This is a genomic window from Coleofasciculus sp. E1-EBD-02, assembly GCF_040218245.1.
Classification (GTDB): Bacteria; Cyanobacteriota; Cyanobacteriia; order Cyanobacteriales; family Coleofasciculaceae; genus Coleofasciculus.
Window position 1 is genome coordinate 1 of record NZ_JAVJQN010000062.1, and the last position, 12,645, is coordinate 12,645.

At 44.6% G+C, this 12,645-nt stretch carries 11 protein-coding genes; 6 read left to right on the top strand and 5 right to left on the bottom strand.

The window, feature by feature from the left end:
• Positions 1-77 precede the first annotated feature (77 nt).
• A complete protein-coding gene (locus tag RIC07_RS10490; protein WP_446394471.1) occupies positions 78-332 on the top strand; it encodes a hypothetical protein in 255 nt (84 codons plus the stop codon).
• 200 nt (positions 333-532) lie between these two features.
• Here RIC07_RS10490 and RIC07_RS10495 read toward each other — a convergent pair whose 3' ends face one another.
• A complete protein-coding gene (locus RIC07_RS10495; RefSeq protein WP_446394472.1) occupies positions 533-1,102 on the bottom strand; it encodes a hypothetical protein in 570 nt (189 codons plus the stop codon).
• A gap of 73 nt (positions 1,103-1,175) precedes the next feature.
• On the opposite strand from RIC07_RS10495, the gene RIC07_RS10500 reads away from it, so the two are divergent.
• The gene (locus tag RIC07_RS10500) at positions 1,176-1,310 is read left to right on the top strand and encodes a hypothetical protein (RefSeq protein ID WP_446394473.1); all 135 of its coding nucleotides are present in this window, start codon (positions 1,176-1,178) and stop codon (positions 1,308-1,310) included.
• A gap of 7 nt (positions 1,311-1,317) precedes the next feature.
• Here the strand turns inward: RIC07_RS10500 and RIC07_RS10505 are convergent, their stop codons facing one another.
• A complete protein-coding gene (locus tag RIC07_RS10505; protein WP_446394474.1) occupies positions 1,318-1,527 on the bottom strand; it encodes a helix-turn-helix domain-containing protein in 210 nt (69 codons plus the stop codon).
• Between the two features lie 299 nt (positions 1,528-1,826).
• On the opposite strand from RIC07_RS10505, the gene RIC07_RS10510 reads away from it, so the two are divergent.
• A complete protein-coding gene (locus RIC07_RS10510; RefSeq protein ID WP_446394475.1) occupies positions 1,827-2,309 on the top strand; it encodes a hypothetical protein in 483 nt (160 codons plus the stop codon).
• A gap of 51 nt (positions 2,310-2,360) precedes the next feature.
• Here the strand turns inward: RIC07_RS10510 and RIC07_RS10515 are convergent, their stop codons facing one another.
• Both RIC07_RS10515 and RIC07_RS10520 read right to left on the bottom strand, forming a co-directional pair.
• Positions 2,361-4,775: a S8 family peptidase gene (locus RIC07_RS10515; protein ID WP_446394476.1), complete on the bottom strand. Its 2,415-nt coding sequence runs from the start codon at positions 4,773-4,775 to the stop codon at positions 2,361-2,363.
• Positions 4,772-5,782, bottom strand: coding sequence for an AAA family ATPase (locus tag RIC07_RS10520; RefSeq protein ID WP_446394477.1), 1,011 nt, complete (start codon positions 5,780-5,782; stop codon positions 4,772-4,774). Before RIC07_RS10520 ends, RIC07_RS10515 begins: the two co-directional genes overlap by 4 nt.
• 413 nt (positions 5,783-6,195) lie before the next feature.
• Between RIC07_RS10520 and proS the strand changes: the two genes are divergently transcribed.
• On the top strand, positions 6,196-8,004 hold the full coding sequence (gene proS / locus RIC07_RS10525) for a proline--tRNA ligase (RefSeq protein WP_446394478.1): 1,809 nt from the start codon (positions 6,196-6,198) through the stop codon (positions 8,002-8,004).
• 6 nt (positions 8,005-8,010) lie between these two features.
• Entirely contained in the window at positions 8,011-9,549 is a 1,539-nt protein-coding gene (locus RIC07_RS10530; RefSeq protein ID WP_446394479.1) for a hypothetical protein, read from the top strand.
• 432 nt (positions 9,550-9,981) lie between these two features.
• Here RIC07_RS10530 and RIC07_RS10535 read toward each other — a convergent pair whose 3' ends face one another.
• Entirely contained in the window at positions 9,982-10,281 is a 300-nt protein-coding gene (locus tag RIC07_RS10535) for a hypothetical protein (protein ID WP_446378326.1), read from the bottom strand.
• 365 nt (positions 10,282-10,646) lie between these two features.
• Between RIC07_RS10535 and RIC07_RS10540 the strand changes: the two genes are divergently transcribed.
• A complete protein-coding gene (locus RIC07_RS10540) occupies positions 10,647-12,509 on the top strand; it encodes an NAD(P)H-quinone oxidoreductase subunit F (protein ID WP_446394480.1) in 1,863 nt (620 codons plus the stop codon).
• The last annotated feature ends 136 nt before the right edge of the window (positions 12,510-12,645 follow it).

The following is a 12,645-nucleotide window of genomic DNA, read 5'->3' on the forward strand; positions in this document are numbered from 1 at the left end:
GCAAAGTGGATGCCTGATGCACAGTTTGAGGTAGTTTTCGATGCGGATGCGGTAACTTCTACCGCTCAAGAGTGACATTGTATCCCATTTGGGTAGGGGCGCACCGACGTGCGCCCTCTCAAGTTGCGGTTCTAAACGATAGGTTTAAGGGCGTATGCCATACGCCCCTACAGTTATGTTATTTTGTAACGTGGGAAGGATTGAGGCGCGATCGCGCGAAGCGCACTCCTCAAGCTGATCGCACACCCTGTCTCAGTTGTACTCTATCGCTGTTGCTGCCTAGCCTTGAGATGTCCGATGAACTAAACACCGCCTCAATTGAGGTCGATTGACATTCCCCTTGGTTCTAGCTATAGCCAACAATATCTTCACACGTTTCGACCGCGAAGACTCCTTCGGTGCTTTGTGCGTTACTTGTTCAACTTCAGGGAGCAAATCCGCAACACCGAACACCTGACCAAGGGGTGATGTTTTGAGAAAAGCTTGCCGTTGAGCATGATTCATAACAACTTTTGTCCCCGCCCTGATTTGATCACGACTCAAGGAGGGTTGGGATTCCCCATTCCCGTTCATGTCTTTGACAGAAGGTGGCTGCTGCTGTTCGTAAAAATCTGAAGGCATATCCATCTTCACCGGGCGCGATTGTTGTAGCGTCCAGATACTCCATTTGAATCACATTTCTATAATAGGCGACTGCACCAGCTAAAGAAACCAACACAATTAACGGATCACTGGCTGATCCTGAACAATATTGCAGCCCAACTTTGGTAGAGTACCAAATTAACCATTTGCCAATAGGTACAAGCAGTCGATCCGTTCTTTCTCCTCGGCTGGTAGGATTTGCCTCTAGTTGTTCTATTTCTAAGAATCTCGGTGTGCCAGGATAAGGATAGAGACCATATCGAACTAAACCCCAAACCTGACCTGAATAAACAAGTTTGACAATGTTTTGACAATCAAAGTCAGTGCGTTGCCACAAACTCGACCAGTTGAATGTCCAATCATTTGGCATATCCTTTTCTGTAGCGGAAGCAAGCACCGCCAATTGCTCACCAGCAGATTGAAGTTGGACTTTTACTTGATAGGAGCCAATAGTAGTCAATTGAATTTTTAGCGCACCTAGATTAGGGTTAGACTCCTGTGATTATAAAGCAACGGTAACGAGGGAAAGCTTTTTGGAGCGATCGCACGCACTCTCCACTCCAAAAAACGCGATCGCACTCTCCACCCCAAAACACGCGATTGCACTCCCTCTCTCAGTCGGACTCTATCCCTATTGCTGCCTAGTCTTGAGCCGCCGGATGAACTGATACCGCCTCAGTCAATATCATCGGGTAAGTCGTCGATTGAGAGTCCCCCCTGTTCCAATAAAGCTTGTAGCCGCTTTATTTGGGAAAAAGTGAACTTAATGCGCTGATGTTGACCCCGTTCATAGCGACTGATAGTACTAGCCGTTATCCCAAGTGCTTGTCCTAGTTCCTCCTGTGTTAACCCTAAGTACTCACGAAGTTCTTTGAGAGTTGTCAATTTAGGGTTGCTATTTGAGTTTGGATGTTCTACCATCTTATCAAGTGACTATGCGAAACGCACAGTTGAGACCAAAGGCTGACGGGGAAACGCATAAGGGAAGTCCCTACACTTCCTGTTTCCCTGCCTATCTATCGGTAGTTTCTCACACGACGCCCGATTAGGAGGTGATGGAAAAGAGGATGAGTTCCAATTCAAGGCTTTAACACCGGATACGTATTTTCCATAAATAAGGGGCGATCGCATATTGTTTATGCCTAATCGCCCTTAGCTAAAAAACACTAACTCAAATCATAACAATGAAACATTCTCAATGGCTTCGCCTGCAAGCTGAAGGCGACAGGATCGTTGCGTCTTTTCGCGCCGATGGTTTCAACTGTCGTAAACAGCCACGCCGCTTGTCTTGGCACATTCGCAAAGATTCAGTGGCTTACAAGTTGGCTTGGCTACCCGCACCAATCAACGAGTGGAGTCTGTTACCTAATGATGGAACGCCACAGCGAGAGCGACTTTTAGCGATAATTCATTCTATCTTGGAGCATCGGGGATGTGGGCGCACAGCCGAACCCTCCCCAAAGTCTAACCATAGCTTTTGGAATCAACAGTATTATCCTTGGACATTGGTGAGGCTTTTGCCCAATGCTCAACACTATACGGTTGCTCGATTCTACAGTCGCACTGAAGCGGAAAATCATCAGCGCTTTCTGGCAAAGTGGATGCCTGATGCACAGTTTGAAGTGGTTTTTGATGCGGATGCGGTAACTTCTACCGCTCAAGAGTAACATCGTATCCCATTTGGGTAGGGGCGCAAAGCGAAAGCGCCCTCCCTTGAACTAGATTCTGATTTGACTTTGAATCTCAAGTAAATTTTGAACTTCGGTGTAGACTGGAGCTTGTTGGGTAGTGTCTTCTAGACGCACAACTACTGCGTAGGGAACTGGGTCAGGATTTTGACGCCCCCACTTCTCATAGGCGGCGATAGCCAGTGTATAGAATTTATCACTATATTCTTGTTTATGAATTTTCCACTCGTGAACAGCGTGTTGTACTGTTCCTTTAGAGCGAAGATTTACTCCAGGATCAAATTTTAACTCTTTAGGTAGAGCAATGGTATCACCATTCTGATCATCTTCTACAGACATAGCAGAAATAATCTCTTCACGGTCAACATTCCCTCGAAATACAAGCCACTTTAATGTCGTACCCAAGTATCTTTCTAGTCCCCAACGCTGAACTTGAGGAGCATGAACCACGGTTACAGTTAAACGCTTAATTCCTCGTCCTGTATCCGATAAACATACAGGAACTGGTATATCAAAGTAAGCAACCGTATTGGGACTTATATCACCTTGAAAAAACAGAATAGCTGTGTAAGAATCACATTCAGTCGCTCGAAAATAATCCGGTTGACCATAACCACTAATATTTAGCCAGTATTTAGAGTCTACCTTATCCATATCTGATCGAAATTGATCGAAATTACCATAAGCGCTGGGATAAGATGCAGAATTTATAGTAAAAGCTTTAAGAAGTGGTGCAGAAATATGGCGTAAATCAAAGGATTGAAGATCACCCAGTATTCTTGTCATCTTGTGCGCGACACGGGGAGCAGCAAAGCTTGTCCCAGAATCATGAGCAATGGCTGGAGTAATCTGATGACTTGCCATCACTACATTAGTTCCTAGATTTGTCCGAACGGCACCACTTTCATCAACAAGATAGTTTCCGCCAAGTTCAACCAGTTCAGGTTTAATCTCTCCGGAAATTCCAGGACCACAACGAGTAAAAGGGGAAGGTTGTGTTTGTTCAGCAATAGCCATTTCTGAGCCGACTCTACCTGTAATTAATGTATTAGGAACAATGGAACCAACTGTTAGTGCCAGTGCAGCCTGACTGGGATCAATAATTCGGGATTCTTCATCAATAAAGTATTGGGGATAAAGCTTGCCGTTATTAATATAGTCACTGACATTTTGAGGAGAGATATTCCCGGCACTAATAATAAAAACAATATCCTTTTCCCTGGAAAGCCGATCAATAGTACGAGCAATCCAGGAACGACGTGGAACCGTGCGTTTAGCTTCGGCATTCCACTTTCGATTAACAATGCCTACTGATAGATTAAATATCCGAACTCCCAGTGGAACAAATGTCTCTACAACTTCAGCGAGTACCCGAGAAAAAAGCCGAGGCTCTTCATCTTCCAACTGATTATTTTCATCTAGAACTCTAGCACTCGCAATCCATACTTTTCCTTCATTCTCAGCATCTCGATATCCATTAAGGGCATAATAGGATGCTAAAGAAGCAACACCAGAACCATGACCATGTTCATCATAGGGATTATCAGGTGCAGATCTTAGGAATGAATGCAAAAGATTCTCACGTACTACAGGCTGTAGAAATGGATTCCCCACCGTAACACCTGAATCAACAATGCAGACAATGGGGGCTTCCTCTGGAGGACTAATAAATCGCCCTAGCGTCTGAATGTCAAAATTTCGATAAATTGTATAAAAAGTTTCAAACTCTGGACGAGCATCAAACCAAAAAATTTTAGTTCGCCATTCTTTCTCTTCAACAAGACGTTTAAATATTTTTCCCGTACAACGAATAACAGCACGACAAGTTCCTTTTATCTCCTCATGCTCAAAAATGTTTCCATAAATTCCATTAGCAAATACTTTTTGTAAAGAAGAGCGAATCTCTGAAAGTTCTTGCCTTCGCTTATTTTTGCCCTGCTCCAAAGACATCATCTCTATTTCACAGATGATCCATGGCTGTTGAATCAGAGTTTCATAATGCTCAAAAAAAACCTGACAAAGACGATCTTTGGGATCTCCTTCCTGAATATTCTTCAAATACGCTAAAGTTTCATTAGGAGCATGACGCTTTTTTAGATCGCCTGAACCAAACTCATCAAGTTTAGTTTCTAGTTGCTCCAGATTATCTGTACGAGGAACTGCCAATGTAAACTTTCCCATTGACTCAGCAACAGGTTTTAAGCCTGTACCAGAAAGGGAAATGGGTATGTCATGTTCAACTTTAATCAGTGTTGACTTTCTTTCTGTGTCAGACATCTGTTGAAGTTTACGAGACAGATTTTTGACTCTTGGAATAAGACGACTGGCAATTTCTTGGCGACGTGCTAATATCTCTTGTGGTAACGGAGGATGAGGATTTTTGTTTTTACGACGAGCAGCAATTTCTGGTTGAGTTAAAGATAAGAGTGGAAAATCATTATTCATTGAGTTACTTCTTCCCCTTTAGATCTAGCCGCATTAGTCGCTTTTTTATAAGCTCGAAGTTGATCGGTAATGTCTCTAGTTTGGAGACTTTCTCTACCTTCTAAAATCATCGTTTTAATCGCTTCTACTGTGATGCGCTGAATATCAGCGTATGAAAGTGAATTCATATTTTTGGCTATGTATTCAGGTGAGCCATCAAAATGGATTCCGCCCAAAAGCGTTTTCAGATAAACTTCTCTTTCACCTTTACCAGGTAAAGGAAATTGGATAATATCATCGAATCGCCTCCATAATGCTGGATCAAGTAAATACTGATGATTACTGGCAGCAATAACCAAGCTTTGACTTGAGTGAAAGTTGTCCATTATCTGAAGAAGACTATTGACAACCCTCTTGAGTTCACCTACATCATTAGGATCATCACGATTTTTGCCAACGGCATCAATTTCATCGAGTAAAAGTACTATCGGTGTATTGTTGGCAAGATTGAATACACGATGAAGATGAGACGCTGTGTCTCCCAAAAAACTAGATATAACAGTACTAAGTTGCAAGATCCCTACAGGCAGACCCAGTTCATAAGCTAAATACTTTGCTGTGAAAGTCTTTCCACAACCAGGAGATCCCCAGAAAAGTAGCTTAGTTTTGGGAGAATAACCATATTTAGCGAGTTCTTTACGTTTACGATGTTCATTGAGAACACGATCTATTTTAGCTTGAGTTTCCTTGCCCAATATAATTTTGGTCTGATCGACTGAACTTTTTTCTAGTGTAACTAATTCATTCCCACTACGACGGTCTTTAGGCAGTAATGTTAACCCATTATTAGAACTTTTTTTCAAGTTACGATTTTGCCCTAATGCTTTCTTCAAATCTTTTGCCACAGCATGATGGTTTGCAGCCAGTTCTTCGGCAATAAGCGATTCGGCTGCTTTGTAAAAAGCCGCATCATTTTGCTCGCGGAATGCTTGGAACAGCCTTTTCAGTTGCTCGCTAGCTACTATCATAATATTTCATACACTTATTGTTGTAGTTATCCAGGACTATTTTAATACAAAAATCGATTGAAGACCATAGAACGCTTAAAAAAAATTAACCTTAATTTTCCTCCTAAGCTGGTTGCACTCAATTTTGCCAATTCAATTACATCAAACCATTAAATTGTCAATATTAATTACGAATAAAGTCAGCATTGTAGTCAATTATTTTTTTGATTTATTTTTTCATTGTCGAGGCTTTTATTGTTTATTTGTTAGTAGTTTATCATGACTACTCTAGAAGACTTAAATAGACTTTGTGGGAGACGCGATACCTTGGGATGGCTATCCGCTTTACCCACCCAATCCCCCCTCACTGCATAACCCGGACAGCCAATGGTCTAGACTGAGAGATTGATCGTACTAAAAAAGGGAACCTCACGATGCGACTCTCTCAAATGCTACTCGTCACCCTCCGGGAAGACCCAGCCGAAGCCGAAATCCCCAGCCATAAACTCCTGGTTCGCGCTGGCTATATCCGTCGCATCGGTAGCGGAATCTACGCTTATCTCCCCCTGATGTGGCGCGTCTTGCAAAAAGTCTCCCAAATTGTCCGGGAAGAAATGAACGCCACGGGCGCCCAAGAATGCTTACTTCCCCAACTCCAACCCTCTGACCTGTGGCGAGAATCTGGGCGCTGGGACACCTATACTAAAGCAGAGGGGATCATGTTCGCCCTCACCGATCGCCAAAACCGAGAACTGGGACTCGGACCCACTCACGAAGAGGTAATCACCACCATCGCCCGTGAGATGATTCGTTCCTATCGCCAACTTCCCCTCCACCTCTACCAAATTCAAACCAAGTTTAGAGATGAAATCCGCCCTCGGTTTGGACTGATGCGGGGACGAGAATTTATTATGAAAGACGGCTATTCCTTCCACGCCGATGAGGAAAGCCTGAAAAAAACCTATCAGGACATGGATCAAGCCTATCGCAACATGATCACCCGTTGCGGTTTAGCCTTTCGCGCCGTGGAAGCTGATCCGGGGGCGATTGGCGGTTCCGGTTCCCAAGAATTTATGATTCTGGCGGATATTGGGGAAGATGAGATTCTCTACACGGAGGATGGGAACTATTCTGCCAATGTGGAAAAAGCCAGTTCCCTCCCGGCGGATGCTGAACCGTCTCCCTTTGAGACTTGCGAAAAACGGGAAACCCCCAATACATCCACCATCGACTCCCTGTGTCAATTCCTCAACTGTTCGCCAACCAATGTCTTGAAAAACGTCCTCTACCAAGCCGTTTATGACAATGGGATGACGGTACTGGTAATCGTCAGTATCCGAGGCGATCAAGAGGTTAACGACGTAAAACTGCAAAATGAATTAGTCCGTTTAGCTGATCAGTATAACGCCAACGCCCTCATCGCCCTAACCGTTCCCGACGCCACCACCCAGGCAAAATGGGCGTCTAAACCCCTCCCTGTGGGCTATATCGCCCCGGATTTAGATGATGATTATATCCGCCCTGCTAGCGATGTCGCACCGCGATTTGTACGCTTAGTTGATCATACAGCCGTTGACTTGAAAAATTTTGTCACTGGGGCGAATGAAACCAATTATCACGTCGTTGGTGCGAATTGGGGTGAACCCTTCGCCTTACCTAAACAGGTGGTAGATTTGCGGACAGCCAAAGCAGGCGATCGCGCGATTCATGATCCCAGCCAAATCCTGCACAGCGCTAGGGGAATTGAAGCCGGACATATCTTTCAGTTAGGCACAAAATATTCTAAAGCCATGGGCGCGACGTACACCAACGAAGCCGGGGAAGAAAATCCCCTTTATATGGGATGTTATGGTGTAGGCGTATCGCGACTGGCGCAAGCGGCGGTTGAACAATCCCATGATAAGGATGGAATTATTTGGTCCCCCGCGATCGCACCCTACCACGCGATTATTACTGTTCCCAACATCTCCGACGCTAAACAGATGGACGCCGCCGAGACACTTTACCAGCAGTTGTGGCAAGCTGGTGTAGAAACCTTACTCGATGACCGAGATGAACGGGCGGGCGTGAAGTTCAAAGACGCGGATCTGATTGGCATTCCCTATCGGATTGTCACTGGGCGATCGCTGAAACAGGGTAAAGTAGAAGTTGTAGTGCGGGCAACTCACCAGTCTCAAGAATTGCCCCTGGATCAGGTTGCTTCTACCGTTAAACAATGGCTTGATGCGGCATTAACCCGATAAACTGAAATGAATAAGGCAGCACTGACTCGATTCATCATAGTGGCACTTTATATTTCTGCCTTTATGGGTGTGATGTTGGGTCTAGTCGGTGGATTTCAGACAGGTATTGCCTGTACTGCCCTGGTTTTTTTCTCTATCCTTTCCTATAAGTATCCCCGTATCGGATTATGGGGACTGCTGATTTATCTTCCCTTCAGCGGAAGCATTATTTATTCGCTGGGTGATGTTTACCAATCCCTGGGTGAGAGAATCACCTACTCCGGGAATCATCCTCTATTTCATTTAATTAAAGATGCATTTTACATTCCCGCCTTAATTGCCCTGATTCAGTCGCGGGATTCGTTCTGGAAACTCCTACCGCGATCGATTCTCAAACCCTTACTGATTGCGATCGCGGTTGTGCTAGGGGTGGCGTTAATTACATTCCTGTTGATTAATGTACCACAGGAGTTTGATCCCCAGGTTAAAGGAAGTCCGTTTCTGATGGGAATTTTAGGATTAAAAGGGCTAGTGGGGTATATTCCCTTACTCTTTTGTGGGTATTATCTGATTCGCGATCGCACGGATTTATTTTTCCTGACTCGTTTACACTTAATTGTGATCCTTATCTGCTGTAGCTTGGCGTTTCTCCAATATCTGTGGCTGGTTATCGGTTTATGTCCCAGTAGCAATAGTTTGACCGGAGAAGCTGTTTACAGAGCCAGTTTACAGGTAAGATGTCTAGTCGGCGGTTCTCTGTTATACAATCCCCAAGTCGGGTTAATTCGTTTACCGGGTACATTTGTTGCACCTTGGCAATGGGGTTGGTTTCTCATTTCCAGCGCTTTTTTCACGTATGGGGCGAGTGTCAGTGATTCATCTCGTCGTTGGCGACTCGTGGGGTGGGTGGCGATGGTTGCAGTCTTGGCGGCGGCGGTAATTTCGGGTCAACGAATTGCTTTGGCGATCGTTCCGGCGACGTTTGTTCTGTTAGTATTACTCACGGATCGGCATAAGGGATGGCTACCACTTAAATTAGGAATTGGTGTTCTTTTGGCGATTTGGATTACTCGAACGTTGGGGAAGGTAGAAGAACGGGTGATTAGTTTAGTTGATCGCTGGGAGGCGTCTCCTCCTCCTACATTTATGCTGGATCAATTTCAGTGGGTATTGAGTAGACAAGAGGGAGTGTTAGGACATGGTTTAGGACGAGCCACTAATGCTGCCCGTCGCTTAGGGGAAACTCAACTGATTGAAACCTATTATGCCAAATTGTTTTACGAAATTGGTCCGATTGGGGTTTTGACTTTTCTGGCGCTGGTGTCTTTGCTGACGTTTTTGACGTTTAAGGCATATCGGTCAGTTCAAGATTCGTCTTTACAACGGTTAGGGTTGTGTCTTTGGGTGTTTGTTTTATTTATTAGTTATAACACCTATTATTATCCTCTGGCTGTTGATCCGGTGGAGGTTTATTATTGGTTTTTTGCCGGGGTTTTGCTCAAGTTACCTAAACTTGATGATCCGGTAGGTTGTGAAACACTATGTTCTGAGCAGAAAGATGCTTAGCCTAGAACACCTTTACAAGCTAGTCCGCGCAGGCGGACTACCCTTCGGGAAGGCTTCGCATACATTTGTGTAGCTACGAATTCTAGTCGCTAGGGCAAAAAAGGAGTTCCTTATTACCGAGGTTTTAAAACTTGCCAAAGAATAAAAATAGTAAAGCTGATATAGCCACATACGACGATCCAATCCTGCCAATTATTAGAATTTGTGAAAACATTATTACTCATTGGGATTATAGATTTAAGTTTGAGGTTAAGCGACAGGGCGACCCGAGTCGATTGAGTGGATTGGGGGTGTTCATTGATATCAGCGGGTCGCCCCTACAACTGTTTATTGATGTTGGTAGTTAGCCTCTACAAATGTTTATTGATATCTATACATTATAACTTTTTTTTAACGCTAACTATTTTGATATCAAAGAATGTCTGGGGTATTCTAAAAGAAACTACAAATAAACTCTCCAGCGCCATCCGGTTCAAATGAAACCACTATTCCATCCTGGCGAATCCGGGTGCGATCGCGACAATTATATATCTCGACTGGGCGTTTTACTCCATCAATACTCACAGCGGCTCGATACCGCCAATAATACTTAGCGGAGCGCTTGATACTTAGAATACAAATATTGTGATCCTTGATTGTGCGACACACCGACGCCTCAGCCGGAAATGCTACAACCCACAGTATTGCAAGTATTCCCAGTAAAACACTCCATTTTACTTTGTCATTGGTCATTGGTCATTGGTCAAGGTGTAGGGTGCGTTAGCGTAAGCGTAACGCACCATTTCAAAAGATAGTAGTGAAACCCGCCCCTACACAATTTCCCCTATCTCCCAGACGTTCCACCGGAACGTCTCTACAACCACAGCTCCCCCAGCTCCCTCATCTCCCAGCACTTTGATAGATGGGGATTATCGCTTTGATTATCAGATTGTCTAATTGCTTTGTTTGAACTTTACCATCAACCCATTACACTATAGACTAATCTTAGAAAACTTCAAAAAAAATTAACCGTTAAGTAAAAATACCTGTTTATCAGGGTCTCTTCACGTTCATTAGCACTGAAGAGAAAATTTGTATACCCCCAAGAGGTCATGTCGATGACTCAGTTTTTCCTTGACTCTGCCTGGTTCATTCCTTGCTATGCCCTATTAGGTGCAATTTTAGCCGTCCCTTGGTCTCCGGCAATTATAAATCGTACCGGACCGAGACCCGCCGGCTATATTAATATGTTGATGACCTTCATCGCTTTTTTGCATGGGTTGTTGGCATTACTCGCCATCTGGAATCAACCGGCTCAATCGGTTGTGATTCCGTGGCTACAGGTGGTTGATTTGGATTTATCCATTCCCGTAGAAATGTCGGCGGTTACGATTGGGGCGACGATGGTGATCACTGGATTAAATTTCCTCGCCCAAATTTATGCCATTGGTTACCTAGAAACCGATTGGGGATGGGCGCGGTTCTATTCGTTGCTGGCGTTGTTTGAAGCGGGAATGTGCGCCCTTGTTTTGTGTAATTCCTTGTTTTTCAGCTATATTATCCTGGAAATTCTCACCCTGGGAACCTATCTTTTAGTCGGATTTTGGTTTAATCAATCCTTGGTGGTAACGGGGGCGAGAGATGCATTTCTGACCAAACGGGTGGGCGATTTAGTCCTATTAATGGGCGTGATTGGGATTTATCCCTTATCCAAAACCTGGAATTTTTCGCAATTGGCAGACTGGGCAAGTACGGTTAATCTTGATCCGAAAGTCGCTGCATTAGTGGGGTTGGCATTAATTGCCGGTCCTATGGGTAAATGCGCTCAATTTCCCCTGCATTTATGGTTGGATGAAGCCATGGAAGGACCGGTTCCCAGTACCATTCTACGGAATGCTGTAGTGGTGTGTACGGGGGCGTGGGTGTTGATTAAACTGCAACCCGTTATCGCCATATCTCCGGTTGCGGTATCCGCTGTCATTTTAATTGGTGCGGTAACTGCCGTGGGTGGTACGATGGTCGCGATCGCACAGGTTGATATTAAGCGTACTCTATCCTATTTGGTGAGTGCTTATTTGGGATTGGTGTTTATCGCCGTGGGTACGGGACAAATCCAAACCGCCCTATTATTAATGTTGACGTATGCCGTCGCCATGGGGTTATTGGTGATGAGTACCGGGGCGGTTATTTGGAACAGTATTACTCAGGATGTGACGCAATTGGGCGGGTTATGGGCAAAACGTCCGGCTTGTGGCTTGTCTTATCTGGTGGGGGCGGCTGGATTGATTGCGGTTCCTCCTCTGGGCGGATTTTGGGCGTTTTTACAGTTGGGGGATTCGTTGTTTACCAGTCACCCGAAATTATTTGCCCTGGTGTTAGTGGTGAATGCGTTAGCTTCGTTTAGTCTATTCCGTGTCTTCGGGTTAGTCTTCGGTGGACAAGCTAAAGAAATGGCACAGCGATCGCCTGAAGCACATTGGCCCATGCTATTTCCGATGATACTGCTTATGGGGGTTACGTTACATGTTCCGTTACTATTGGGAACATGGCAACTGTTACCGGAATGGGTAAGCTTGAATCCTACAGTAGCGAGTTCGTTGGTGTTGTCGAGTGCAATTGGTGGCGGTGCAGCGGCGTATTTGTATCTGAGTAACCAGGTGGAAAAGCCGATTCGATTTGGTTCAAAGGCGTTGCAAGACTTTTTTGCCTACGATTTATATACCCAAAAGTTGTATCGGGTAACGATAGTGTTTCTGGTTGATTTGATTTCCAGAACGATTTCTTGGGTTGACCGTTATATTGTGGATGGTTTGGCTAATTTAGTCGCCTTTATGACGGTGTTTAGTGGGCAAAGCTTGAAGTATAATGTTTCGGGTCAAACCCAGTTTTATGCGTTGACGATTTTGTTGGGGGTGGCGTTATTGGGATTTCTGTTGAGTTTGCCGATTCTGTCGCGTCTTTCGCTGATTGTTGGTGGATAATTTACGTTTTTGTCGGAGTGGTTGGTGGTGAAAGATGTGTTTTTTTAACGCAGAGGAACGCAGAGGTTAGCGCAGAGGGACGCAGAGGGGTTAAGTGAGGTGGTGGAGGAATGGATGTGTTCACTGTTTAGAGGGA

Excerpts from the sequence above, each read along its gene's own strand:
- RIC07_RS10510 (WP_446394475.1), top strand. The coding sequence starts at position 1,827 with ATGAAACATTCTCAATGGCTTCGCCTGCAAGCTGAAGGCGACAGGATC.
- RIC07_RS10515 (WP_446394476.1), bottom strand. The coding sequence starts at position 4,775 with ATGAATAATGATTTTCCACTCTTATCTTTAACTCAACCAGAAATTGCT.
- RIC07_RS10520 (WP_446394477.1), bottom strand. The coding sequence starts at position 5,782 with ATGATAGTAGCTAGCGAGCAACTGAAAAGGCTGTTCCAAGCATTCCGC.
- proS (WP_446394478.1), top strand. The coding sequence starts at position 6,196 with ATGCGACTCTCTCAAATGCTACTCGTCACCCTCCGGGAAGACCCAGCC.
- RIC07_RS10530 (WP_446394479.1), top strand. The coding sequence starts at position 8,011 with ATGAATAAGGCAGCACTGACTCGATTCATCATAGTGGCACTTTATATT.
- RIC07_RS10535 (WP_446378326.1), bottom strand. The coding sequence starts at position 10,281 with ATGACCAATGACAAAGTAAAATGGAGTGTTTTACTGGGAATACTTGCA.
- RIC07_RS10540 (WP_446394480.1), top strand. The coding sequence starts at position 10,647 with ATGACTCAGTTTTTCCTTGACTCTGCCTGGTTCATTCCTTGCTATGCC.